Genomic DNA, 23,147 nt, shown 5'->3' with positions numbered 1-23,147 from the left:
CAATAACTAAGACGTCAGTTAACGCCAAAACGGGGCTATCTTCATCATCTTCGAACTTGTTTTAATTGAATTTCTAGCACGTATTAAAGAAGATTCTTCTATTATATGTCCTATTTCTTCGTTAACTAAATGGAATGTCATTAGCTTTTATTATTCTCACTGGATATCCATGTTTCTAATCTATCTCTATAATTACTTAAGGCTTCTAACTTACTAACTCCATCTGTATAATCATCCGGCATTACTTTAATAAGTTGATTGAAATACTCTACAAATGAAATATCAAATGCTATCAACTTCACTCTCCATTCTTCTATATTGATAGTCTCTCTAGCTAACATAGGGGGTTTACTACCATCACTCAACACCATGGGAAAAAAATTACTATCACCTATTCCTAAACCATCAATATGAAAGGTTCCTCTGTGCTTAAGATGATTATATTTATCTCTAATTTCTTTTGTTTTACTACCATTGAAAAAGGAATTGGCTAGTTTGTAATAAGTATTTTCTTTACCTAAAAGCTTCTTTACCTCAACAAGTTTGCAATTTTTTGCAGTATTAATGTACTTCTTTTCATTCAACATACCGTAATCTTTACTTCCGTAATAGAAATACAAAACTTGCCAAGATAAATCTATGCAATAATTATAGTGTGCTAATGAATCAAAGAAGAATTTTGATTGCATGTATTTTATACCTAAATCGTTAGAGTTCATAAATACATTCTTCAGTTTATTGAAATCACAAAAGTCTAAAGAACTTCTAGCATTACTAAATTGGGTATAAACATCATGTATCTTAGTTCCTGCTAGAGTTTCATTGGGTAAGTATTTTAAGTAGTGTGGTTCAAACGTGTGATATTCTAACCAATTCTTAACGCTATATTGTTCATAAAGGGCTTTAACGTTCATACTTCCCTCCCAAATGGAAATATTCTTGTTCTATTTCATCGATGTAGCTAAAGAGATGTTTTTTTATTCTTTATTAATGTCTTTATCTAGATTCTTTATGATTTTTTTTAGTTTGTCTTTGCCATCCCCTTTGAGAATTTCTTTTTCTTCCTCTAATATTGCTTCAATCAAACTATTAACTATATTAGATACTTTAATGGTCGCATCTTCATAAGTAATTTCTAAATCAAAGAATCCAACCTGACTAAAAGCCATTAATTGTCCCATTTCTCTAGTTAATGAATGGTGAATAATATCATCATGTGGTGTATTTTCAAGTATTCCTTCCCAAAAATAAGTAAGCCATCTCTCCATATCAATTTCTTCAGAAACACCCCTAGATTTTGCAATCAAAAGAAAGACATAAAACGTTAATTTAGATGTTTTTTTAAGAAATACTCTAAAATAATTTTCATCAAAGGTTACTGCTAGATTATTTTCATTTTTATAAGATTCAGTTTGTCCATCATTATATAACTCCTCAATATTTCTATTTAAAGATGAAAAGCCATTATCTACTTTCCCTAACATCCCTTGCATATCGTCTATACTTTTCTTTATTGTCGTTACATCAACTTTAAAATCATCCATCATTTTTTCTATTTCACTCACGTTTGAAAGCTGATTAGTAGCATTCTCAATCTTTTGTGCAGATGTATCTAGTTTGTGAGTTGCATTTTCATAGGTGCTACTTTGATAAAACGAATAAATTATCGCTATAACGGCAAGTAGTATTGAAACTATTGTTCCTGCAAACCCAACGTGCGATACCATATTACTTCCTTCTCCACCGAAATAGAAAGCAGTAAGTCCCGTTATAACTAGAACTAGAATACTAAATGTATACCAAAAGTCTCGTTTATTAGGGAAATCATTCACATTCTCTTTCTTCTCCTTATTCTCGTCCATAAAATTCCCCCTTGTTTTTTTACATTATTTTACCACATGTATCTACATAAGCAGTGTCAATTCCACTTCACATAAAAGTCTTTTTCTGAGTAGTAAATAGCAGCAACTAAAACATTCACTTATATTAAAAAAGAGAAGCCCGATGGCTTCCCATTATTGTGGTGCAATTTCCCAAGTTACTTGTTCGTCAGTCCATGAGAAAGTTGGTTCGTAAATTAGTTCGTAAGCGTCGGCTTCAGGCACGTCGTAAGTAAGTGTACCACTAAGTTTCTTACCTGCGTTTACATCTCCACTAATGTCTAAATCGTCACCGCCAAAGTATTGTTCTAAAGTATTTCCGTCCATGTCATACATGTTGAATTCACTTGAGTCAAAGAAAATCTTATCGTCTTTGTTGTTAGTTACGTTTACTTCCATTTGAAGAATCTTACCTTGTTCGGAAGGTGCATACTCACTAGCTTCAATGTACTTAGCAGAAGCGATAGTAATTTCTAAACCATTAAGGTCGATAGTGTCACCGACTTTGAATGTCTTGTCGGCTACTGTTTCTTCGGACTTAGCTTCTTCCTTAGAACCGCCGTCGCTTTCGCTTACTTTAGTACCAGAAGTAGTATCATCACCGCCACTTGTTGCTACTGCAATAATAATAATTAGAACGATAAGACCTATAAGTCCTAAGCACCCCATCTTGAAAAACTTCTTCATACTTTCTCCCCCTTGAAGAATTATGCATTTTGTTATAAATGTAAAAAATGTTTTTACATTACACATATTACATAATACAGGATATTAGAATATTAATCTACCATAATATTGGAAATTGAGGTAGAGATTGTACCATAGCTTTAACAATAGTAATAAACAGTGATTATATTAAACTTTAAAAAACTTTATGAACGATTATGTAAGAAAGAACGGCTAATACTTCGCCGCCCTCTTATTTCTTAAATTGTGTGCGTCCTGCATTTGTTTAGGCGTTGCAGGTTTGTACGTTTGTTTCTTTAGCTTTCTTGTCTTCTTCTTTGCCATTATTTTTCTTCCTCCTTGTCTTCTTTCTTAATCTCGTTAGGGGCAATCTTTGCTTCTTCCTTTTGTAGCCCGTCCTTACCATATCCATTGATGAGTTTCTCGATACTTGTTAACTCTCGTTCCTCTACATTGTCCTTGTTGAGTACCGCGGTTTCTTCATCGTTCTCCTGGTTCTTTTCTTCGGTCATAGAATAGCCCTGCATTAACTTTTCAATAGGTGACATTATACTTTCCCTCCCGTTTGAAGTGATTTCTTAATAGCTTGTAACGTCGCTTCGTCGTCGATATTTTGAATGTGAAGTACAAATAATGCTAGTGTTTCACTTTGAAGACTGCGTACTCGTTTACCTCTGTTTAGTGCTTCCATGTATTTTTCCATTTCTCATTTCTCCCTCGTTTTAAATAATATTTTTCAAAATAAAAGGCGGGGTTTTCGTTGCCCGCCGTGTGGTGTCTTTTTCAATCTAAAAAAGTAATTAAGGAGTGAACAAAATTACTTAGAATACTTTTCAATAACTTCATTTGAATAAGGAATTCTACCGTTATAAACGTCTCTCATTTCGCCCGTTACTACCATCGGGTGGAATTCCGTACCCGTGTATTGATTGACAATGTACATCATTTTCATGTCGATAGGCGTTGTTTTCAGTCCTACTTGTTCCTTAACGTTGTTAACCTCGCGAAGTCTCGCTTCTGACTTCTTAACTTCTTCCGTGTATTCTACGAATTTCTTAAAGTATTCCATCTTCATTTTCTGAATCTCGCGTTCATGTTTGTTAAGGCGTTCTGTTTCCTCGTTGCGTACCTTTCTGAATTCCGTGTCAATCTCGCCCTTTAGTCCTTCTAGTTGCTTCGCTTCTAAGTCGTCTAGGCTTGCCAGTTGTTGCCTAACGTCTTGTAGTTCCTCGTTAGCCTTACCAATAGCCTTACGAATCTTAGTATCTGAATAGCTTGTATCGTCTTCTAAGATAGCTTGTTGAAACTCGTTTTCCTTTTGGTCGACTAGTGCCTTAATTTCGTCGTTTAGTTGTGCTTGCTTCTTTTGTAGTTCCTCGCGTTTTGCTTGGATACGTTCCCTTACTTTGATTACCTTTTCTGTCGCTGATTTGAATAGTGTCATGATTAATCTCTCCCTTTGATTTTTTCTAGTTCTGAATAAACAACTTCTATTAATTCGTTAGGATAAACCGCAATTAAACGGCGTTGCGGGTCCCGTATCTTTCGTTCAATTGGTGTAAGTGCGTTGTACATTTCCTCAATGTCTCTGATACTTGCATGTAATTGAAGATGTTCTTCTTTTGTCTTATTATGCTTGTTAAGTAAACGGAGATAGTTCCCACGCTTCGAAGTCTCTTTTCTCTCAATGACTTCTAACAATTCGGTACGTTTCAGACAAGTGTTTAACACTCACTTCATATGAACGTACAATGCGTTCTAATTGTGTTCGGACATATTCTCCGCTAATAGTTTTATTTAGTGTTGGCGTGTTTAAATTGTAATCCGCAAAGCCTGCTAAATCAGCATACGCCATAATAATTTCTCTCTTCTTTTTGAAAAACTATTTTACTCGCTTTATTGTAGGTTCTTCTAATAGGGCTTCTAGTTCTGCTAGATATTCTTTAGAAGTTGGCTTATGTGCACCACTTGTTTCCTCGTTAACATTGTGGCTTGTAACCTCTTTCTTTTCGGGTGCTAGTAAGCCGTGAATCTTTGCGTATAGTTCCATGTGCTTATATGAACCCGACTGCATTTTCTCTGATAGCTTCTGATAAAACTTAGGTAAGTCATTTGTAGACATTTCCTTTTGAAAGTCTGCGTGTAATTGCTTGCCGTGGTCTGTTGATTCCCACATGTACAAGGTCTTACGGCTAATGCCGTGTGATTCGGCTATCTTTTCTTTAGTTTCTCCTGCAACCGAACGTCCGAAGTAATCTTCTAGGATTCTAATTTGTCTCGTGTCTAGCCTTGCGTCTTTCTTCATTATCTTTTAACCTCCACTCCTTCTATATTTTCCGTTAGAATCAGAATCGCAGCTAGTTGTTGGTCGGTGTATCCCAGCTTCCGAAGTTCTCGTAATATACGAAAATGATTTCTAAATGTAATTCCTGCTACTTCTCTTTCTAGTTGCGTAAAGTGGTTAAGTGAAAGTCCTACATTCTTTGCGAACTCGGTAGCACTTACCCCCTTTAGTAACCTCGCTACTCGAACCGTAGCCCCCGATAATTTGAATTCGTTTTGTTCCAATTTCTAACCCTCCTAAATAATTTTGTATTTATCCCTTTTTTGTAACCTTTCTTCGTATAAGAAAAAGGCGGAACAAATTAATATCCGCCGTTCCCTTACGAAAGGAGATTCATAATGCCATACGAAACACTTAATCAGGAAAAGAAAGTAATATAACCACCCCAATTAAGGCGGACTATATTTCATCCTATTTATACGACATTTAAAGGGGGGGCTTTTACGGGTATTTTGACAAATTTCTTTAATTTTTCTAAAGTCCATTCACATTTTAGACAAAAAAGAAGAACCCCTAAGGATTCTCAATAAATATTATTTTGTTCGGATAGGTAAAGTTCCTTTATCGTTTCAAGTAAAGTAAGCCCATGCTTTCGGCTTCATGTTCTGATAGGTCATTAACATTGAATTTCCGTATTGGTGAAATTATATTGTCACTAACTCGGCTTCCTTTGTAAGTCCTGCCTTCCCTATACGTATCTATTTCACTACGATAATAAGCATAAACCGAACGCACATAGTTCATTTCTACCTCATGAAGTTCTGCAACCTCTTTCCATTTCAGTTCTCCTTTCTTCAAGTCTACTAGAATCTTTTGATTTAATTTCTCGTCGTTTGCTATGCGTTCCTTTCTAACCTTCGGGTTCTTCTTTGTCTCATGCTTGCCCGCGATTTCCTCAAAAAGTGTATCTAATTTATCTAATGCTTCCATATTAACTAATCCCCTTTTCGTCTTTGTTGTATTGGTTATATACAAAGGCTTCGTATTCCTTCGGTGTCATTCCGTTTCGTTCCGCCATCATTGGAACTAGAATGTTATAGAAGCGTCTTTGTATAAAGTTGTATTGTTCCTTGGCCCATTCAAATATGTTTTTATTGCCTTTAGTTGCGTTAAGATAAGGATTGATGAAGTAGCAATTTTCAAAGGTACTTCCTCCGCCGTTAGCTACGGGTACGGCGTGTTCAAATTCTAATTCTTCTTCTAGTCCCGACAAGATACAACGTCCTTGTTGTTCTTCTCTTATTTCTTTAACAATATCAGCCGTTAAGGTCGCTAGTAGGTCTAACTTCTTTGCACGGGCATTATGCCGTACTGCTATTAGGTGGTCGGCGTTATCATCATTCCAATTCTTTTGATACTCTGCCCGTTTAGTGCTTTTTCGTTGCCAATTGCTGAAATAACTACCTTCACATACCTTACATTTAGTTCGGTATTTAGGAACATGAATTACGTTCCCTACTTCTCCAATGCTTTCTAATTTGATTCGTTTAGTCCCCGAATTCACAAAGTATTCGCCTACTTCTTTACGTTGCTTACATTCACCCATACAGTCGATATACAATACCTCGTAATTATTATTTAGGAAGTACATACCGCTTTTATTTGTTGAACGTCCTCTTTTCATTTTTCCGAAATTAATAGTCATAATACAATCTTCTCCGTTTCTGTTTACAAAATGTAGCCCCGCCCCCATTTGGCGGAAATCTTGGTCTTTATTCTTTAATATTGTAAATATCTTAATAGATTACTTATCTCTTTTTGTATAATAGAGGAAGTGGTTTTCTTCCTCATGTTTATCTTGTTATATGGTTCTAGTTATTGGTTCTAGTTATGTCGTCATTCCGTACACAACCAAAGCACAAAATGAATACAACTAAAACTCAAAATGAACACAACCTTTATCACAATTAATGTGACGCGTCACAAATATAGTGCTTTGCTTATTCGTGTTCGATAACTTCCCTTTTTCCTTCAAACATTGTTAATTGTGAAATAGGTTGAATATAGTAAACTGAATTCGCTTTTCCTCGGTCGTTCTCATTGAATTCCCGTATAATAATCGGCTTACCGTTAAAGCGATAATCTAACAACTTAGCAACTTGTCTATTAACTCGGTTAGGAGTTGTTCCTAATCTCTTAGCTAATTGTCTTTGTGTTGGATAGCATTTCCCGTGCTTGTCCATGTAAGAAGCGATTGTGACTAATAGCCCTACGCCTTCCATTCCTAAATCCTCTGCAATTCCGCATTTGAAAAGTGGTAAATACATTTTTACGAATACACCGCCTTGAGTTTGTTCTCCTACTCTTGCTTTCTTCTGTTGTTCCATAACTAGATAATTCTCCTTTTCGTTGATGTAATTTCAACTCAACTAAGGACGGCGTAGTATACCGCATTGAACTGCACCGCCCATTCTCAACTCTGCTAATCTCGTCTATATTGCTGAACGTCCTCAACAACGTTCTTCTACTTGTAATAGGAAATGTTTAGCCCGATTTGTGACATGGGCTTATATACTTGTTGGGTAATGCAAGCCCAATTTGAGATATTTTCATCTAAAAAAGTTTCTATGTACTAACAACAAGCAAACGATTGCACACAAGTGCTACCTATCAACGTTCAATAATTGTTCACATTTAAACCCCTTACGGAGTAACACTCAAAGGTTATTTTTTACTAGAAAAATTTTAGTGGCAATATTCGATATTTGAGGAAGGTAAAATCCCCCCCTATCGCTTTAGTAAAGTGAGGTGAATATAAGTTAAGGCAACGTTGGATAAACGTAGAGGTAACGCCCGCGACTTAAAAACGGTATACGTATATGCGACATAGGAGGGAGGGGCATATATAGACCCACTTCCCCCATTCCGTACCCCCTTCGCCTAATTTTTGAATAATATTATTAAACTTATCTATGTGATTGAATTGTCTAAAACTTACTACTTTTGTACACATGAAGATAAACAAGAATAACCGTCTATATTGGTTCTTTACATCGTCTAAAAGTTAGTCTAATATTAAATGTACAGAAGTTACAGTGACTTATAGACATATGAAAGGAAGCGTTAGACAATGGCGGTTATTGGATATGCAAGAGTTAGTACAAAGGAACAAAGTTTAGATATACAAATAGATAAGCTGAATACATACGGCGTAGATAAGATATTCAAGGAGAAGTTTAGTGGTGGTTCTGCTGACCGTGCGGAATTGAATAAGGCATTAGACTATCTTCGTGAAGGAGATACGCTTGTAGTGTATAAGATAGACCGTCTAGCCCGTTCAACGTTTGACCTACATAAGATAGTAAGAGACTTACAAGAACGTGGTATAGGGCTTGTATTCATTAAGGAGAATATAGACTTTAGCAATTCGGCGGGGAAGTTAATGTTTACAATGTTAGGGGCTATCGCTGAATTCGAGAGGGATATTATTAATGAGAGAACGGCGGAAGGTAGAGAAAGGGCAAAGGCGAAGGGTACGCACATGGGACGCAAAGGGAAGCCAGATAAGGACGTTAAGAAGGCTTTGATGCTATTTCGTGAAAGGAAGGACAACGGTTTAAGCGTTAATGAGATTGTGAAAATGACTGGTGTTCCAAGGGCTACAATATATGCCAAGAACAAAGAGACGGCTGGCTAATAACCTACCGTCTTTTCTTGTGTATATTTATTTGTATTATGCTATTAGAATCAGAACCGAATTTGTCCCTAAATTATAAAAAGGAAACCTCACAAATTGCCCGCAATCATATATGTATCAAGGGTTATAGTTGATATGTAACAAAGGATGACTAGAGGAATTGTTACGTCCTGGGTTCGTTTTGCGGGTTTTATTAATGTCATATCCACTGTTATCCGAACGTCGACAAATGTCTTACATAATTATCATAGGTGTTCAGAAAGTAGTAAGACTTTTTATAATACTGACTTCCGAGAGGAAATTTATTTCCCCTCTAGTAAGTTAATTTAAAATTTTTATCTTACCTAAGTTTCTTTGGTACTCATAAGTATGAAAAAGGAAATTCACTACAGTTTTTGCTGAATTAGCAACTAGCAATGCATGGTGTAGACTTGGTTTGATTTTCCGAGGGTGGCTATCACCACTTTTATTTCTAACCTCATTTAATCCATGGACAACTTGAATTAAACCACTTAATACTTGTTTAAGAGACTTTTGTAACTCTTCATTACTAGGGTCTAAATTCAGATGTGTGCGTACTTTATTAAATAATTCGGGTAAGTTAGGGTGACCAGATATATCTTCGCCTTCAATATTTAATATAATTTCTTTACATACCCCTTCAATTAGAGACTTTGCAGAAGTTATCGCCCCTGAATAATCACCTGACTCAATTCTGTTTTCGCATTTAGCAATGTCCTCTAAAATATGATTATAACTTAATTCAAGTGGTACTTCACAATCGATATGTAGAATTTTCACATCTATGTTCTTCATCTCAATATAATCAATAAATGGATTATATAAGCTAGAGATATAGGACATATCTTCACCGTAAGGAGAATTATCAAAAAGTATATTTTGAAGAAATTCTTCTACACTCCTATTATCTTTTATACCATTTGGAATTTCTTTCTCCATTTCTTCACAAAGCCTAAATATTACTATTCTAGCTTCTTGAAATTCTTCATCGGACAAGTGTTTATTATAATTTTGCATATTACCCTGAAGACGACTATATTCTTCGTAAGTTCTTCTTAAGTTTTCCTTACACCCTTCCAATTTAATGGCGGTAGAGTTTCTCATAATTTTAAGCCTCCAACAAATTATATGAAAACTATGACCAATAAAATATATCTCCTCAAAGATAAAGAACACCCAATTATAGGTGTTTTTTCCCTGGTGATATAATATTAATAATAAGCTTTTACCCCTAATTTATTTGCAAGCTGGTCTATTTTATTCTTTTCATCAACGCGGTCAAAAACCACATGAGTAACATTTTTTTCCTTTTTATTTTTTATTATCAATTTTTCGATTTCTTCTAAAGAAAGGCTAGTTTCATCCACATATGTTAACGGTACTTTTGTTAGTTCTTGTTTCATTCTATTCTTGATTTCTTCTGATGGATTCTTCACTTCTTCAATATCTACTTCTAATACATGTGACGCTAATACGGGGAGAAGCTTAATTGGTGCAGATTCAAAACTAAAAAGTAATGTAGAATAGCCTTCTTTTGCTAGATTATAAGCTTTCAAATATAGTAATTCTTCTTTTCCACCATAACCGTACTTCGCCATATTACATCATCCTTAATTTTAATATTGATAATACTGATATAGGTAAGCTACTTAATCATTATATCATCAATATCCAATATTTTCTTTTATATATACATAAATTCATTACGATTGTGTTTGGATATATACAAATGATTATTTATGTAGGTAGCCTAATATAAAAATTATAATTAGTTATCAACTTATTCATCTTTAGTCTTGCTTTTGGATTTTTTGGCAACATCTTGAAGGTTAGTCGAGGAAAACGGAAGGCATAAAAACGACTACCTTTATAGCAAGAAAATTAATATGCTATATGAAATAGTCGCTTTATATTTAGTAAACATCCGTCAGGAATTACTGAGGTGTCCGTAGTATATCCCTATTAAACGAAAAGATTTCTCTTTAACAAGCCTACTGCAGCAAGTAGCCCTAGCAGGTTCACATAGCCCCTAACCTTACGCTTTGGCTTTTCAGTTAGCTAAATCGACACCCTTTTATATTGGGACTAGAAAAAGATTCTATGTTAGTTGTGGCTTGTCCTACACCGTCCTTAGACAGTCTACCCTTCCTTCGTTCAGCACTTAGAGGTAGCTTTCACCCTTCGGACACTAAACGTAATAGGGAACGTTTTTATGTGTCCTATCCCAAGTTATTGCATCGGCAAGGGCAAACCTATCTAGGTTAGATTAACGTCGTATTAGTTGGCAATCCACGACGGGAAAACTTTACAGCTGCTAAAAAAGGCAATACTTAATAAGCCTTGCATATACTAATCTTTTTCGATAACATATGTAAGTAGCTAAAACGGTTTTCCGTATTTAGTTGTAGCTAAGTTTGGGTCACGCGGTGCAACGCGTGGCTTTTTCTTATTAATGTCTAATATTTTATAGAACTACGAATGTTCAATAGTGCTAATGCAATACGTTCAGCTTCTTCAATCCCAATACATATTGCACCTATCCTTTCTTCTTTATCTTTGATAATTTCAATTACAACTGAATCATCTTTCTTTTCTTGAAAAGCCCTTTTAGCTTCCCTTAAATTAAGATAGTTACAATAGACGCTTACAGAAATATCTTCTTCGTTTACCCCTAAAGTTTTAAATCTCGTCTCCATTAACACACCAGCCTTATCTTCGTTTCTTTAACACCTTTATCGGTGAAAAATCCTTATGACGTTCTCTTACATCATTTCCGAATAGGTTTACATAGGTCTTTACTATTTCCATGCTTGTATGTCCTAAAATAGTTTGTAATTCAAATATGTTAGCACCTTGTTGAACACTTAACTTTGCAAATGTATGGCGGAACGTATGAGGACTACAACGAACGTCTTTTATTTTGGCTTTCACCCCATATACGTCGATTCGCTGTTGTACAGACCTTCTTAATAAAGGTGTTCCATCAATGGTTACAAATAAGTCATCACATTCAACAAGTCCTCGTATGGAGATATACTTCTTCAGTTGCTTCTTCATTTCGCTTTGTATTGGTACTAACCGTTCCCTATAAGTCTTTGCGTTCCGAATCCTTAACAAACTATCTTCCCATTGAATATCTGCTATGGATAGCCCTACAAGTTCATTTACACGTATACCCGTTTCAAGGAAAACCATCATTATTGTATAGTCGCGAACTCCCGTAAATGTAGTTAAGTCGGGTTGATTAAATAACGTGTTAAGTTGTTCCTTTGAGAAAGTAGGGATTACATGCTTCCTATCTTTTAATAAAGTAATATTCTCCATAGGATTTTTAGGTATGTGTTTCTTTTTGTAAAGGAAGTTGAAGAACGAACGTAAACCGCGTAAACGAGTATTTATTGAGACAATCTTAGTGCCTTTGTAAATACGCATATACCTAATAACATTCTCTTGGATATGTTCTTCCGTAACGTTATAGGGCTTTAACTCATTCGTATCTATTCCTTGTTCTTCTAACTGATTAAGAAACGCTTGAATTTCATTTTGATAGTAACGGATAGTGAACGGTCTTAAATTACGTAAATCGCAATCATCAAGAAAGAGTTGCAATGCTTCCTTGAACGTTTCTGCATACGACTTCTCACTTTTTCGGACTATGGACAATTCACGTTCATTAAGATTGTTTTTACGTCTTACCATATGTCACCTCCATTCGAAGCTATTCGCACGATTAGTTCACACGATTAGAGACGAAAAGATAACTCTTGAATCAACGTTCTTTAAACACAAAAAAAACGTTTCCCACAATGTGAGAAACGTTGATATTACGGTATATTCACGGTTAATTGATTATGTATTAACGAAATAAATGGTACCGGTGGTCGGGTTCGAACCGACACTCCTCTCGGAACACGATTTTGAGTCGTGCGCGTCTGCCAATTCCGCCACACCGGCAAAGTACCATGTTTAATTTAGGCAAAAAATAAGTGGTGCCGGAGGCCGGGCTCGAACCGGCACGGAGGTACACCCTCCGCAGGATTTTAAGTCCTGTGCGTCTGCCAATTCCGCCACTCCGGCAGGACTTTAAAGAAAAAATATTAAGATTGGAGGCGGCACCCGGATTTGAACCGGGGCGTAAGGGTTTTGCAGACCCGTGCCTTACCACTTGGCTATGCCGCCTTTGTAAAATGGAGCGGAAGACGGGATTCGAACCCGCGACCCCCACCTTGGCAAGGTGATGTTCTACCACTGAACTACTTCCGCAACAAAATGGCTGGGCTAGCTGGATTCGAACCAGCGCATGACGGAATCAAAATCCGTTGCCTTACCGCTTGGCTATAGCCCAAAAATGGGGCGGCTGATGGGAATTGAACCCACGAATGCCGGAATCACAATCCGGTGCGTTAACCACTTCGCCACAACCGCCATAAAAGAATTAAATTGGCAGGGGTAGTAGGACTCGAACCCACACCGGAGGTTTTGGAGACCTCTGTTCTACCTTTAAACTATACCCCTATAAAAATGGTGGAGGGGGACGGATTCGAACCGCCGAACCCTGAGGGAGCGGATTTACAGTCCGCCGCGTTTAGCCACTTCGCTACCCCTCCAAATTGACAATTACCATTGTAATACATATCTTATGAAAGTGCAATGGGAATTGATCTCATTTCGAGAAAATGGTGCCGGCCAGAGGACTTGAACCCCCAACCTACTGATTACAAGTCAGTTGCTCTACCAATTGAGCTAGACCGGCAACATGGTGGCTCCGGACGGAATCGAACCGCCGACACGTGGATTTTCAGTCCACTGCTCTACCGACTGAGCTACAGAGCCATTTTTAAAAATTTAATTGTTGCCCTTAATAGGACTACATTCTAATTTTAGGAACGATGAATACCCGACGTAGAAAAAATTAATTGGTTGCGGGGGCAGGATTTGAACCTGCGACCTTTGGGTTATGAGCCCAACGAGCTACCGAACTGCTCCACCCCGCGATAATGTGAATGAAATGATGCTGCACCTGCTCATTACGCTGTGCACTGTTTCTTTCTCTACAAGGTTATGCTCCGAAGCGTATCCGTCGAAACAACTCGATGCTGTTTCAAGGAAGTATCGCTTGTTGCTCCACCCCGCGATAATATTAAAATATAAATGGCGGTCCCGACGAGAATCGAACTCGCGATCTCCTGCGTGACAGGCAGGCATGTTAACCGCTACACCACGGGACCTTAGAGAATGGTGGAGGATGACGGGCTCGAACCGCCGACCCTCTGCTTGTAAGGCAGATGCTCTCCCAGCTGAGCTAATCCTCCACAAAGTAGAAATGATATATATTGGTGACCCGTACGGGATTCGAACCCGTGTTACCGCCGTGAAAGGGCGGTGTCTTAACCGCTTGACCAACGGGCCTTTGTTGCTATTTATGTAGGCTAGTGGCGGAGAGCGAGGGATTCGAACCCTCGAGACGGCGTTGACCGTCTACACGATTTCCAATCGTGCTCCTTCGGCCACTCGGACAGCTCTCCATGGCTCCACAGGTAGGATTCGAACCTACGACCGATCGGTTAACAGCCGATAGCTCTACCACTGAGCTACTGTGGAATAATATCAGTCTGGCAACGTCCTACTCTTGCAGGGGGAGATCCCCCAACTACCATCGGCGCTGAAGAGCTTAACTTCCGTGTTCGGCATGGGAACGGGTGTGACCTCTTCGCCATCATTACCAGACTAATTTTCACATTTTGTGATTTGCCAGCGACAAAATATATCATACTATATTTCATCATATTTTTCAAGAAAAATTTTATTCCTTGAAAACTAGATAGCACGCACAACGTATTCCAATAATATCAAGTTTAGTGAGACATGCTCACATCACTTTTGTTTTAGGTTAAGCCCTCGATCGATTAGTATTCGTCAGCTCCACGTGTTGCCACGCTTCCACCCCGAACCTATCTACCTCATCATCTCTAAGGGATCTTACCAGCTTAATGCTGTGGGAAATCTCATCTCGAGGGGGGCTTCATGCTTAGATGCTTTCAGCACTTATCCCTTCCACACGTAGCTACCCAGCTATGCTCCTGGCGGAACAACTGGTACACCAGCGGTGTGTCCATCCCGGTCCTCTCGTACTAAGGACAGCTCCTCTCAAATTTCCTGCGCCCGCGACGGATAGGGACCGAACTGTCTCACGACGTTCTGAACCCAGCTCGCGTACCGCTTTAATGGGCGAACAGCCCAACCCTTGGGACCTACTTCAGCCCCAGGATGCGATGAGCCGACATCGAGGTGCCAAACCTCCCCGTCGATGTGGACTCTTGGGGGAGATAAGCCTGTTATCCCCAGGGTAGCTTTTATCCGTTGAGCGATGGCCCTTCCATGCGGAACCACCGGATCACTAAGCCCGACTTTCGTCCCTGCTCGACTTGTAGGTCTCGCAGTCAAGCTCCCTTGTGCCTTTACACTCTGCGAATGATTTCCAACCATTCTGAGGGAACCTTTGGGCGCCTCCGTTACACTTTAGGAGGCGACCGCCCCAGTCAAACTGCCCACCTGACACTGTCTCCGCACCGGATCACGGTGCTGGGTTAGAATGTCAGTACAGCCAGGGTAGTATCCCACCGACGCCTCCATCGAACCTGGCGGTCCGACTTCTATGGCTCCTACCTATCCTGTACAAGCTGTACCAAAATCCAATATCAGGCTACAGTAAAGCTCCATGGGGTCTTTCCGTCCTGTCGCGGGTAACCTGCATCTTCACAGGTACTATAATTTCACCGGGTCTCTCGTTGAGACAGTATCCAAGTCGTTGCACCTTTCGTGCGGGTCGGAACTTACCCGACAAGGAATTTCGCTACCTTAGGACCGTTATAGTTACGGCCGCCGTTTACTGGGGCTTCGATTCAGAGCTTCTCCCGTAAGGGATAACCCCTCCTCTTAACCTTCCAGCACCGGGCAGGTGTCAGCCCCTATACTTCGCCTTACGGCTTTGCAGAGACCTGTGTTTTTGCTAAACAGTCGCTTGGATCTTTTCACTGCGGCTCCCCTGGGCTATTAACCCGAGGAAGCACCCCTTCTCCCGAAGTTACGGGGTCATTTTGCCGAGTTCCTTAACGAGAGTTCTCCCGATCGTCTTAGGATTCTCTCCTCGCCTACCTGTGTCGGTTTGCGGTACGGGCACCTCTTTCCTCACTAGAGGCTTTTCTTGGCAGCGTAGAATCAAGGACTTCGGTACTAAATTTCCCTCGCCATCACGACTCAGCCTTCACGGTGAACGGATTTACCTATTCACCAGCCTAATCGCTTGGACGCGCATTTCCAGCAGCGCGCTCTCCCTATCTTTCTGCGTCCCCCCGTCGTTCAAACGGAAAGGAGGTGGTACAGGAATATCAACCTGTTATCCATCGCCTACGCCTTTCGGCCTCGGCTTAGGTCCCGACTAACCCTGAGCGGACGAGCCTTCCTCAGGAAACCTTGGGCTTTCGACGGACAAGATTCTCACTTGTCTTTCGCTACTCATACCGGCATTCTCACTTCTAAGCGCTCCACCAGTCCTTTCGGTCTGACTTCACAGCCCTTAGAACGCTCTCCTACCATTGTCGTAAGACAATCCACAGCTTCGGTGATACGTTTAGCCCCGGTACATTTTCGGCGCAGCGTCACTCGACCAGTGAGCTATTACGCACTCTTTAAATGATGGCTGCTTCTAAGCCAACATCCTGGTTGTCTAAGCAACGCCACATCCTTTTCCACTTAACGTATACTTTGGGACCTTAGCTGGTGGTCTGGGCTGTTTCCCTCTCGACTACGGATCTTATCACTCGCAGTCTGACTCCCGCGGATAAATCGTTGGCATTCGGAGTTTGACTGGATTCGGTAATCCGGTAAGGACCCCTAGTCCAATCAGTGCTCTACCTCCAAGATTCTTGCCGCGAGGCTAGCCCTAAAGCTATTTCGGAGAGAACCAGCTATCTCCAGGTTCGATTGGCATTTCACCGCTACCCACACCTCATCCCCGCATTTTTCAACATGCGTGGGTTCGGGCCTCCATTCAGTGTTACCTGAACTTCACCCTGGACATGGGTAGATCACCTGGTTTCGGGTCTACGACCACGTACTATTTCGCCCTATTCAGACTCGCTTTCGCTGCGGCTCCGCCTTATCAGCTTAACCTTGCACGGGATCGTAACTCGCCGGTTCATTCTACAAAAGGCACGCTGTCACCCATTAACGGGCTCCAACTAGTTGTAGGCACACGGTTTCAGGTTCTCTTTCACTCCCCTTCCGGGGTGCTTTTCACCTTTCCCTCACGGTACTGGTTCACTATCGGTCACTAGAGAGTATTTAGCCTTGGGAGATGGTCCTCCCAGATTCCGACGGGGTTTCACGTGTCCCGCCGTACTCAGGATCCGTCTCGGAGGGCAGCGGATTTTGACTACAGGATTGTTACCTTCTGTGATGGACCTTTCCAGGTCGCTTCGTCTATCCGTGCCTTTGTAACTCCAAAGAGACGTCCTACAACCCCAGAGGGCAAGCCCTCTGGTTTGGGCTGATTCCGTTTCGCTCGCCGCTACTCAGGAAATCGCATTTGCTTTCTCTTCCTCCGGGTAATGAGATGTTTCAGTTCCCCGGGTCTGCCTTCCATTCCCTATGTATTCAGAAATGGATACCATCCTATTAAAGATGGTGGGTTCCCCCATTCGGAAATCTCCGGATCAAAGCGTACTTACAGCTCCCCGAAGCATATCGGTGTTCGTCCCGTCCTTCTTAGGCTTCTAGTGCCAAGGCATCCACCGTGCGCCCTTAGTAGCTTAACCTTCGATTTGTTAGGCATCACTGCCATAACGCATCAGTTATTACTAAGTTCTTGCATAAAAAATAATTATTGGATGTCGTTGTTTATGCTATCTAGTTTTCAAGGAACAAGGCTACTACTTGAATCCACTTCTATGCTGCCTTGCACCGAGGAAGCCAACATCGTTAGCGTTACTCGAAGACGCAGGTGCACATCTGTTTCATCATATAAGCCACGTTTTGAAAGAAGTAATCATTCTTTCAAAACTAAACGAAACGCTCATGTAAGGTTGGTAACGTAAGTTACCTTCGTAATTCTCCATAGAAAGGAGGTGATCCAGCCGCACCTTCCGATACGGCTACCTTGTTACGACTTCACCCCAATCATTTGTCCCACCTTCGGCGGCTGGCTCCATAAAGGTTACCCCACCGACTTCGGGTGTTACAAACTCTCGTGGTGTGACGGGCGGTGTGTACAAGGCCCGGGAACGTATTCACCGCGGCATGCTGATCCGCGATTACTAGCAATTCCGGCTTCATGCAGGCGAGTTGCAGCCTGCAATCCGAACTGAGAACGGCTTTATGGGATTTGCTTCACCTCGCGGTGTTGCTGCCCTTTGTACCGTCCATTGTAGCACGTGTGTAGCCCAGGTCATAAGGGGCATGATGATTTGACGTCATCCCCACCTTCCTCCGGTTTGTCACCGGCAGTCACCTTAGAGTGCCCAACTAAATGCTGGCAACTAAGATCAAGGGTTGCGCTCGTTGCGGGACTTAACCCAACATCTCACGACACGAGCTGACGACAACCATGCACCACCTGTCACTCTGTCCCCCGAAGGGGAACGTCCTGTCTCCAGGATTGTCAGAGGATGTCAAGACCTGGTAAGGTTCTTCGCGTTGCTTCGAATTAAACCACATGCTCCACTGCTTGTGCGGGCCCCCGTCAATTCCTTTGAGTTTCAACCTTGCGGTCGTACTCCCCAGGCGGAGTGCTTAATGTGTTAACTTCAGCACTGAGGGTGGAACCCCCCAACACCTAGCACTCATCGTTTACGGCGTGGACTACCAGGGTATCTAATCCTGTTTGCTCCCCACGCTTTCGCGCCTCAGCGTCAGTTACAGACCAGAGAGCCGCCTTCGCCACTGGTGTTCCTCCACATATCTACGCATTTCACCGCTACACGTGGAATTCCACTCTCCTCTTCTGCACTCAAGTCCTCCAGTTTCCAATGACCCTCCACGGTTGAGCCGTGGGCTTTCACATCAGACTTAAAAGACCGCCTGCGCGCGCTTTACGCCCAATAATTCCGGACAACGCTTGCCACCTACGTATTACCGCGGCTGCTGGCACGTAGTTAGCCGTGGCTTTCTGGTTAGGTACCGTCAAGGTACCGCCCTATTCGAACGGTACTTGTTCTTCCCTAACAACAGAGCTTTACGACCCGAAGGCCTTCGTCACTCACGCGGCGTTGCTCCGTCAGACTTTCGTCCATTGCGGAAGATTCCCTACTGCTGCCTCCCGTAGGAGTCTGGGCCGTGTCTCAGTCCCAGTGTGGCCGATCACCCTCTCAGGTCGGCTACGCATCGTCGCCTTGGTAAGCCATTACCTTACCAACTAGCTAATGCGCCGCGGGCCCATCCTGCAGTGTTAGCTCAGAAAGCCAACTTTCAACATTGCACCATGCGGTGCGATGTATTACCCGGTATTAGCTCCGGTTTCCCGGAGTTATCCCAGTCTGCAGGGCAGGTTGCCCACGTGTTACTCACCCGTCCGCCGCTAAGATCAGGGAGCAAGCTCCCATCTCTTCGCTCGACTTGCATGTATTAGGCACGCCGCCAGCGTTCGTCCTGAGCCAGGATCAAACTCTCCGATAGAAAGCTTAATCTAGCTTTTAAAACAATTTTTGTTTCCGTAGAAACAACTACTTACATGGCGTTTCGTTCAGTTTTCAAAGAGCAATTTGTTTCTTTCAATGTCGTTTTCAGCGACTTTATTAATGTAACACATTAACTCGGTTGGCGTCAACAACTTTTTTGAAGTTTTTTTGTTGCCGTGTTAATCTTTCGCGGCGACAAGTAATAATATACCACGGAGAAAAAATAGGGTCAACCCTTTTCTTGATATTTTTTCTCCGCGTATTACATTTATTCGATTGCGCTGTATTCTCTAATAAATATACCAGATCCTTTTGTCTCGCTTCTATGCACTTCAACCAAACCTTTTTCAATCATATATTCTAGCAGGGCACCAAGATCTATTCCATATTCTTTAAGCTGCTCTTCTTCCATTAGTTCCTGATAAGTCCAGGCATTACTACGCTCATTCATAACCTTCCTAATATGAACAGTCGCGTTTTTTGATTTTGATGATAATGAAAAATCATTAGCAAGCAGCAGTAATTCCAGGCGCTTATCAAGCGGATCTTCCCCCGATAAGAGCTCAGTATAAAGCTTGAAAATTTCAGGTTCAATATGTTTCACCTGATTCCATACCGTAATCTCTGGATGGAATCCATGCTCAATAACTGATAAACGAGCAAGGTGATGCAAAGCATGAAGAATAAAATTATAGGCGTCCATATATTGCCTCGATGCAAACAATTCTTTTCCTTCTGTATAGCGACGAATTAACCTTGCAAATTCCACGCCGATTTTACGAGTGCGCTCTTCATAAGGAAAGTCTCTGATTCTCTCTTTCACCCCAGCTATGTACTCGTTACGATCGAAAATAATTTTCCCATTAACAAGCCAAGCTACAAGACGTCGATGACTACCCGAAATCAACCATTCATTAACTTGCTCTTCCGACACTACGTGCATAGCTGCTTTCTTACCTTCAAAATCATAATGTTTAACGAACCATGGTTTCTCATTATCTTGAACAATGATTAGTAATACTACATCAAAATTATCAGTAAGCGGATGAAAAGGCTTTGTTTTTTCAATCACTAGTACACCGAGCGTTCCTGGGTGACTCGCTCTCTCTTGATAAATCGGCCTTAAAAGATTTTCCATTATTCGATCCTCCAGAACTACTTATACTTTTGTTTCATTACAAAAATCATTTTTCTCTTTTCAGTATTATCTTAAGTATTCAACAGTCCATATTATAAATCCTGTCGAAAATTAAGCAATCCCTGAATTTGAAGTTTCAATAAGAAAACTACTAGTTTCTTCTATAGAAACATTACGCTACGAAGAAATAACTTTAATCAGTTTGCCTGATAAGGAAAGTGCTTACACCTTTTGCTTATGCTATAATTGGGTGCAGGAGGGACACGCAATGCAATTAAAGTATACTAATAAGATTAATAAAATTCGTACGTTCGCGCTGAGTCTCGTTTTTATTGGAATTGCGATTATGTATATAGGAATATTCTTCAAGACTTCCGTCTTGCTTATGACCATCTTCATGCTCATTGGATTTCTTGCAACAATCGCAAGTGCTGTTGTTTATTTTTGGATCGGTATGCTCTCAACAAGAGCGATACAGGTAGTCTGTCCAAATTGTGAAAAACCAACGAAAGTTCTCGGACGTGTAGATGCCTGTATGCATTGCAAGCAGCCTTTAACTATGGACCCTGACTTGGATGGTAAAGAGTTTGATGAGAAATATAATGTAAAGAGAGCACAAAAAAGAACGCAGTGAAAAAAGAGCCTCCGCTACATAAGCGGAAGCTCTTTTTTATTAATGTTTGCTTTTTTGGCAATCTGGACACTTTCCGTAAATCTCCATTCTGTGATCGCCGACTCGGAAGCCCGTTACCTGTTCCGCAAGCGTTTCTACTTCGTCCAATCCCGGATAATGAAAGTCTACAATCTTACCACAATCATCACAAATAATATGATAATGATCTGTTGTGACACAATCAAACCGGCTGGAAGCATCTCCGTACGTTAATTCTTTCACCAGTCCAATTTCCTTAAATACTCTCAGGTTATTATAAACAGTTGCTACACTCATATTAGGAAATTTTCCTTCAAGAGACTTATATATTTCATCTGCTGTAGGATGTGACATGGACTGGATTAAATGCTCCAGAATGGCATGACGCTGCGGGGTAATACGCACTCCTGAATTTTTCATTGCATCAATTGCTTCATGCAGTTTCTCTTCAGCCATTCGTCATGCACCTCGCTTTCAACAAGCATTCTTACTTTGTAATGTTTATAATTAGTGTACATGGTAAAAGAGGGTTTTGTCAATAACAGCACGTCTATGAAGGGTTCTTACTTCTGATCTTGATGAAGCACTGACTCATTTTCTCCCATATGATAGTTAATGAAACGTGCCGCAACGAATAAGAAATCAGACAGACGATTCAAAAATGAAAGAACAAGTGGATTCGTCTCTTCAACCATAGTCGTCAGACGCTCGGCACGCCTAACAATAGTGCGCGCAACATTTAAGCATGCTCCCGCTGAGTGCCCACCTGGCAAAATAAAGTTACGCAAAGGTTCAAGTTGCTGCTCCCAGGCGTCGATTTGCTTTTCCATTTCATTAATATGCGCTTCTTCAATTGTCCATCCTACTTTTTTTCCTTTTGGGGTTGCAAGCTCAGCGCCAACATGGAAAAGCCATGTTTGTACTTTATGAAAAATAGACTCCCACTCTTCTTTTCCCTCAAAGTGAGTCGCACCAAGATAACTTAAGGCAAGTCCAATTTGAGAATTCGCCTCATCACATGTTCCATAAGCTTCAACCCGAATATCGCTTTTTAATACTCGCTGTCCATAAACGAGAGATGTTTCCCCTTTATCGCCTGTCTTCGTATAAATCTTCAAATTTAATACCCCCTATCTGGATCAATGACATTCTTAAAATCGTTCATTCTATTTTGGTATTGCAATAAGTTATGTTCAAAAATTTCAATTGCTCTAGGTTGGTAGTTGTCAGATATAGCAGAATGATGCGGCGTAACGGTTACATTCTCCATTTCCCAAAAAGGATGAGACGGATCAAGTGGTTCGTTTTTAAACACATCCAGCACGGCATGGGCTAGATGATTTTCATGTAATGCATCCATAAGATCCTGTTCCTTTACAGTATCTCCTCTACCAATATTAATAAATACACCTGAGTCTTTCATTGTTAAAAATTGCTCTTTCTTAAAATAATTCATTGTTTCATTCGTACTAGGTAGCACACTAATAACGAAGTCACATTTTGGAAGCATTGTTAAAAGGTCATCATTTTTATAAATTTCATCAAAGTGCTCTACTCTATGACCTGATCGATTGACGCCAAGCGTTTTTATTCGAAAGGCTTTAGCTACCCTTGCAATCTCACTGCCGATAGCACCAGTTCCAATAATTCCGATTGTGCTACCAGTGATTTCACGTATCGGGGTTTTCTTCTTCCAAATCTTCGATGATTCATTTGCGAAAACTACTTTCGTGTCTCTAGCGACTTGAAGCATGACGGAAAGGGTATATTCAGCCATAGGTATACAATGGATACCTCTCGCATTTGTAAGAAGAATCTTTTTCTCTTTAATCGCTTGTAGTGGCATACGTTCTAGTCCTGCTGAAAGTACCATTATCCATTTAAGTTGGGTAGCTTTCTGAATAAGAGTATCGTTCAAGTCTTCCCCATATGTAAGAAGAACTTCCGCTTCGGAAAGATACGGTTCGGCTTCTGCCATTGATGAAAAGAACTGAAATGTGAGCTCTGGATAGTTTTCTTTTAAGTGATCTTTAATTGTTGTTTTAAGTTTACCAGTTGATAATACCTTCATTTTTTTCACCACTTTCATAAGTTTTTTATCTATTATTATAGCTG

Annotated in this window: 23 protein-coding genes, 16 tRNA genes and 3 rRNA genes; 2 read left to right on the top strand and 40 right to left on the bottom strand. The window is 40.6% G+C overall.

Annotated features, from left to right (window positions below; genetic code table 11):
• Positions 1-140: 140 nt before the first annotated feature.
• From ATG70_RS20855 to ATG70_RS20805, 13 genes are all read right to left on the bottom strand, one after another.
• Complete coding sequence (locus ATG70_RS20855) at positions 141-914, bottom strand: hypothetical protein (protein ID WP_098446362.1); 774 nt, start codon at positions 912-914, stop codon at positions 141-143.
• A 63-nt stretch (positions 915-977) separates the two neighbouring features.
• Positions 978-1,862 (bottom strand): hypothetical protein, encoded by an 885-nt coding sequence (locus ATG70_RS20850; protein ID WP_098446361.1) that lies wholly within the window; start codon positions 1,860-1,862, stop codon positions 978-980.
• 153 nt (positions 1,863-2,015) lie between these two features.
• Positions 2,016-2,567 (bottom strand): DUF4352 domain-containing protein, encoded by a 552-nt coding sequence (locus tag ATG70_RS20845; RefSeq protein ID WP_179886357.1) that lies wholly within the window; start codon positions 2,565-2,567, stop codon positions 2,016-2,018.
• Positions 2,568-2,890: 323 nt separating this feature from the next.
• Positions 2,891-3,115 carry a hypothetical protein gene (locus ATG70_RS20840; protein ID WP_098446358.1) on the bottom strand — a complete coding sequence of 75 codons (225 nt, stop codon included), beginning with the start codon at positions 3,113-3,115 and terminating at the stop codon, positions 2,891-2,893.
• The gene (locus tag ATG70_RS22640; protein WP_179886356.1) at positions 3,115-3,270 is read right to left on the bottom strand and encodes a hypothetical protein; all 156 of its coding nucleotides are present in this window, start codon (positions 3,268-3,270) and stop codon (positions 3,115-3,117) included. Before ATG70_RS22640 ends, ATG70_RS20840 begins: the two co-directional genes overlap by 1 nt.
• A gap of 114 nt (positions 3,271-3,384) precedes the next feature.
• On the bottom strand, positions 3,385-4,011 hold the full coding sequence (locus ATG70_RS20835) for a phage tail tape measure protein (protein ID WP_098446357.1): 627 nt from the start codon (positions 4,009-4,011) through the stop codon (positions 3,385-3,387).
• Between the two features lie 2 nt (positions 4,012-4,013).
• Positions 4,014-4,268, bottom strand: a complete 255-nt coding sequence (locus tag ATG70_RS20830) for a hypothetical protein (protein ID WP_098446356.1) — start codon at positions 4,266-4,268, stop codon at positions 4,014-4,016.
• The gene (locus tag ATG70_RS22635) at positions 4,252-4,422 is read right to left on the bottom strand and encodes a hypothetical protein (protein ID WP_179886355.1); all 171 of its coding nucleotides are present in this window, start codon (positions 4,420-4,422) and stop codon (positions 4,252-4,254) included. The genes ATG70_RS20830 and ATG70_RS22635 overlap by 17 nt, the downstream gene beginning before the upstream one ends.
• Before the next feature lie 27 nt (positions 4,423-4,449).
• A complete protein-coding gene (locus ATG70_RS20825; protein ID WP_098446354.1) occupies positions 4,450-4,872 on the bottom strand; it encodes a phBC6A51 family helix-turn-helix protein in 423 nt (140 codons plus the stop codon).
• Complete coding sequence (locus ATG70_RS20820; protein ID WP_098446352.1) at positions 4,872-5,135, bottom strand: hypothetical protein; 264 nt, start codon at positions 5,133-5,135, stop codon at positions 4,872-4,874. The genes ATG70_RS20825 and ATG70_RS20820 overlap by 1 nt, the downstream gene beginning before the upstream one ends.
• Positions 5,136-5,472: 337 nt before the next feature.
• On the bottom strand, positions 5,473-5,841 hold the full coding sequence (locus ATG70_RS20815) for a hypothetical protein (RefSeq protein WP_098446351.1): 369 nt from the start codon (positions 5,839-5,841) through the stop codon (positions 5,473-5,475).
• A gap of 1 nt (position 5,842) precedes the next feature.
• Positions 5,843-6,556, bottom strand: a complete 714-nt coding sequence (locus tag ATG70_RS20810) for a hypothetical protein (protein WP_098446349.1) — start codon at positions 6,554-6,556, stop codon at positions 5,843-5,845.
• A 295-nt stretch (positions 6,557-6,851) separates the two neighbouring features.
• Positions 6,852-7,238, bottom strand: coding sequence for a helix-turn-helix domain-containing protein (locus ATG70_RS20805; protein WP_098446348.1), 387 nt, complete (start codon positions 7,236-7,238; stop codon positions 6,852-6,854).
• A 743-nt stretch (positions 7,239-7,981) separates the two neighbouring features.
• Between ATG70_RS20805 and ATG70_RS20800 the strand changes: the two genes are divergently transcribed.
• Positions 7,982-8,548 carry a recombinase family protein gene (locus tag ATG70_RS20800; RefSeq protein WP_098446347.1) on the top strand — a complete coding sequence of 189 codons (567 nt, stop codon included), beginning with the start codon at positions 7,982-7,984 and terminating at the stop codon, positions 8,546-8,548.
• 321 nt (positions 8,549-8,869) lie between these two features.
• Here the strand turns inward: ATG70_RS20800 and ATG70_RS20795 are convergent, their stop codons facing one another.
• From ATG70_RS20795 to ATG70_RS20680, 24 genes are all read right to left on the bottom strand, one after another.
• Positions 8,870-9,673, bottom strand: a complete 804-nt coding sequence (locus tag ATG70_RS20795) for an abortive infection family protein (protein WP_098446346.1) — start codon at positions 9,671-9,673, stop codon at positions 8,870-8,872.
• A 107-nt stretch (positions 9,674-9,780) separates the two neighbouring features.
• Positions 9,781-10,167, bottom strand: coding sequence for a hypothetical protein (locus ATG70_RS20790; RefSeq protein ID WP_098446345.1), 387 nt, complete (start codon positions 10,165-10,167; stop codon positions 9,781-9,783).
• Between the two features lie 858 nt (positions 10,168-11,025).
• On the bottom strand, positions 11,026-11,265 hold the full coding sequence (locus tag ATG70_RS20785; RefSeq protein ID WP_098446343.1) for a hypothetical protein: 240 nt from the start codon (positions 11,263-11,265) through the stop codon (positions 11,026-11,028).
• A 13-nt stretch (positions 11,266-11,278) separates the two neighbouring features.
• Positions 11,279-12,268, bottom strand: a complete 990-nt coding sequence (locus tag ATG70_RS20780) for a tyrosine-type recombinase/integrase (protein ID WP_098446342.1) — start codon at positions 12,266-12,268, stop codon at positions 11,279-11,281.
• Positions 12,269-12,438: 170 nt separating this feature from the next.
• A tRNA-Leu gene (locus tag ATG70_RS20775) sits at positions 12,439-12,523 on the bottom strand.
• A gap of 33 nt (positions 12,524-12,556) precedes the next feature.
• A tRNA-Leu gene (locus tag ATG70_RS20770) sits at positions 12,557-12,646 on the bottom strand.
• Between the two features lie 27 nt (positions 12,647-12,673).
• A tRNA-Cys gene (locus tag ATG70_RS20765) sits at positions 12,674-12,748 on the bottom strand.
• A 9-nt stretch (positions 12,749-12,757) separates the two neighbouring features.
• Positions 12,758-12,832, bottom strand: a tRNA-Gly gene (locus tag ATG70_RS20760).
• 7 nt (positions 12,833-12,839) lie between these two features.
• Positions 12,840-12,914: transfer RNA gene (locus ATG70_RS20755), tRNA-Gln, on the bottom strand.
• Between the two features lie 4 nt (positions 12,915-12,918).
• Positions 12,919-12,994: transfer RNA gene (locus ATG70_RS20750), tRNA-His, on the bottom strand.
• A gap of 16 nt (positions 12,995-13,010) precedes the next feature.
• A tRNA-Trp gene (locus ATG70_RS20745) sits at positions 13,011-13,084 on the bottom strand.
• 7 nt (positions 13,085-13,091) lie between these two features.
• A tRNA-Tyr gene (locus ATG70_RS20740) sits at positions 13,092-13,176 on the bottom strand.
• Between the two features lie 70 nt (positions 13,177-13,246).
• Positions 13,247-13,322, bottom strand: a tRNA-Thr gene (locus ATG70_RS20735).
• A 4-nt stretch (positions 13,323-13,326) separates the two neighbouring features.
• Positions 13,327-13,402, bottom strand: a tRNA-Phe gene (locus tag ATG70_RS20730).
• Between the two features lie 84 nt (positions 13,403-13,486).
• A tRNA-Met gene (locus tag ATG70_RS20725) sits at positions 13,487-13,563 on the bottom strand.
• Between the two features lie 158 nt (positions 13,564-13,721).
• Positions 13,722-13,797, bottom strand: a tRNA-Asp gene (locus ATG70_RS20720).
• A gap of 8 nt (positions 13,798-13,805) precedes the next feature.
• A tRNA-Val gene (locus tag ATG70_RS20715) sits at positions 13,806-13,881 on the bottom strand.
• A 22-nt stretch (positions 13,882-13,903) separates the two neighbouring features.
• A tRNA-Glu gene (locus ATG70_RS20710) sits at positions 13,904-13,978 on the bottom strand.
• A 24-nt stretch (positions 13,979-14,002) separates the two neighbouring features.
• Positions 14,003-14,094 (bottom strand) — tRNA-Ser (locus ATG70_RS20705).
• 1 nt (position 14,095) lies between these two features.
• Positions 14,096-14,170: transfer RNA gene (locus tag ATG70_RS20700), tRNA-Asn, on the bottom strand.
• A gap of 9 nt (positions 14,171-14,179) precedes the next feature.
• Positions 14,180-14,296, bottom strand: a 5S ribosomal RNA gene (gene rrf / locus ATG70_RS20695).
• A 159-nt stretch (positions 14,297-14,455) separates the two neighbouring features.
• A 23S ribosomal RNA gene (locus tag ATG70_RS20690) occupies positions 14,456-17,385 on the bottom strand.
• Between the two features lie 302 nt (positions 17,386-17,687).
• Positions 17,688-19,240: ribosomal RNA gene (locus tag ATG70_RS20685) — 16S ribosomal RNA — on the bottom strand.
• The 16S, 23S and 5S rRNA genes sit together here with 16 tRNA genes alongside, the layout of an rRNA operon.
• Positions 19,241-19,510: 270 nt before the next feature.
• Positions 19,511-20,380: a nucleotidyltransferase-like protein gene (locus ATG70_RS20680; protein ID WP_098446341.1), complete on the bottom strand. Its 870-nt coding sequence runs from the start codon at positions 20,378-20,380 to the stop codon at positions 19,511-19,513.
• Between the two features lie 268 nt (positions 20,381-20,648).
• Between ATG70_RS20680 and ATG70_RS20675 the strand changes: the two genes are divergently transcribed.
• Positions 20,649-21,014 carry a YgzB family protein gene (locus tag ATG70_RS20675; RefSeq protein WP_098446339.1) on the top strand — a complete coding sequence of 122 codons (366 nt, stop codon included), beginning with the start codon at positions 20,649-20,651 and terminating at the stop codon, positions 21,012-21,014.
• Between the two features lie 39 nt (positions 21,015-21,053).
• Here the strand turns inward: ATG70_RS20675 and perR are convergent, their stop codons facing one another.
• The 3 genes from perR to ATG70_RS20660 all read right to left on the bottom strand — a co-directional run bounded on the left by perR (position 21,054) and on the right by ATG70_RS20660 (position 23,103).
• Complete coding sequence (gene perR, locus ATG70_RS20670; protein ID WP_098446337.1) at positions 21,054-21,488, bottom strand: peroxide-responsive transcriptional repressor PerR; 435 nt, start codon at positions 21,486-21,488, stop codon at positions 21,054-21,056.
• Positions 21,489-21,595: 107 nt separating this feature from the next.
• Positions 21,596-22,150 (bottom strand): cob(I)yrinic acid a,c-diamide adenosyltransferase, encoded by a 555-nt coding sequence (locus tag ATG70_RS20665; RefSeq protein ID WP_098446336.1) that lies wholly within the window; start codon positions 22,148-22,150, stop codon positions 21,596-21,598.
• 2 nt (positions 22,151-22,152) lie between these two features.
• Positions 22,153-23,103, bottom strand: a complete 951-nt coding sequence (locus ATG70_RS20660; RefSeq protein ID WP_098446630.1) for a D-2-hydroxyacid dehydrogenase — start codon at positions 23,101-23,103, stop codon at positions 22,153-22,155.
• Between the last annotated feature and the right edge of the window lie 44 nt (positions 23,104-23,147).

Source organism: Bacillus sp. es.036 (assembly GCF_002563635.1).
Lineage (GTDB): Bacteria > Bacillota > Bacilli > Bacillales > Guptibacillaceae > Guptibacillus.
The sequence above is the reverse complement of the archived record's forward strand: the minus strand, read 5'-3'. Positions and strand labels throughout refer to the sequence as shown.

Coding starts and splice junctions, on each gene's coding strand:
- ATG70_RS20810 (WP_098446349.1), bottom strand. CDS start 6,556: ATGACTATTAATTTCGGAAAAATGAAAAGAGGACGTTCAACAAATAAA.
- ATG70_RS22640 (WP_179886356.1), bottom strand. CDS start 3,270: ATGGAAAAATACATGGAAGCACTAAACAGAGGTAAACGAGTACGCAGT.
- ATG70_RS20835 (WP_098446357.1), bottom strand. CDS start 4,011: ATGACACTATTCAAATCAGCGACAGAAAAGGTAATCAAAGTAAGGGAA.
- ATG70_RS20680 (WP_098446341.1), bottom strand. CDS start 20,380: ATGGAAAATCTTTTAAGGCCGATTTATCAAGAGAGAGCGAGTCACCCA.
- ATG70_RS20805 (WP_098446348.1), bottom strand. CDS start 7,238: ATGGAACAACAGAAGAAAGCAAGAGTAGGAGAACAAACTCAAGGCGGT.
- ATG70_RS20800 (WP_098446347.1), top strand. CDS start 7,982: ATGGCGGTTATTGGATATGCAAGAGTTAGTACAAAGGAACAAAGTTTA.
- ATG70_RS20850 (WP_098446361.1), bottom strand. CDS start 1,862: ATGGACGAGAATAAGGAGAAGAAAGAGAATGTGAATGATTTCCCTAAT.
- ATG70_RS20675 (WP_098446339.1), top strand. CDS start 20,649: ATGCAATTAAAGTATACTAATAAGATTAATAAAATTCGTACGTTCGCG.
- ATG70_RS20785 (WP_098446343.1), bottom strand. CDS start 11,265: ATGGAGACGAGATTTAAAACTTTAGGGGTAAACGAAGAAGATATTTCT.
- ATG70_RS20815 (WP_098446351.1), bottom strand. CDS start 5,841: ATGGAAGCATTAGATAAATTAGATACACTTTTTGAGGAAATCGCGGGC.
- perR (WP_098446337.1), bottom strand. CDS start 21,488: ATGGCTGAAGAGAAACTGCATGAAGCAATTGATGCAATGAAAAATTCA.
- ATG70_RS20825 (WP_098446354.1), bottom strand. CDS start 4,872: ATGAAGAAAGACGCAAGGCTAGACACGAGACAAATTAGAATCCTAGAA.
- ATG70_RS22635 (WP_179886355.1), bottom strand. CDS start 4,422: ATGGCGTATGCTGATTTAGCAGGCTTTGCGGATTACAATTTAAACACG.
- ATG70_RS20790 (WP_098446345.1), bottom strand. CDS start 10,167: ATGGCGAAGTACGGTTATGGTGGAAAAGAAGAATTACTATATTTGAAA.
- ATG70_RS20780 (WP_098446342.1), bottom strand. CDS start 12,268: ATGGTAAGACGTAAAAACAATCTTAATGAACGTGAATTGTCCATAGTC.
- ATG70_RS20660 (WP_098446630.1), bottom strand. CDS start 23,103: ATGAAGGTATTATCAACTGGTAAACTTAAAACAACAATTAAAGATCAC.
- ATG70_RS20845 (WP_179886357.1), bottom strand. CDS start 2,567: ATGAAGAAGTTTTTCAAGATGGGGTGCTTAGGACTTATAGGTCTTATC.
- ATG70_RS20795 (WP_098446346.1), bottom strand. CDS start 9,673: ATGAGAAACTCTACCGCCATTAAATTGGAAGGGTGTAAGGAAAACTTA.
- ATG70_RS20840 (WP_098446358.1), bottom strand. CDS start 3,115: ATGTCACCTATTGAAAAGTTAATGCAGGGCTATTCTATGACCGAAGAA.
- ATG70_RS20855 (WP_098446362.1), bottom strand. CDS start 914: ATGAACGTTAAAGCCCTTTATGAACAATATAGCGTTAAGAATTGGTTA.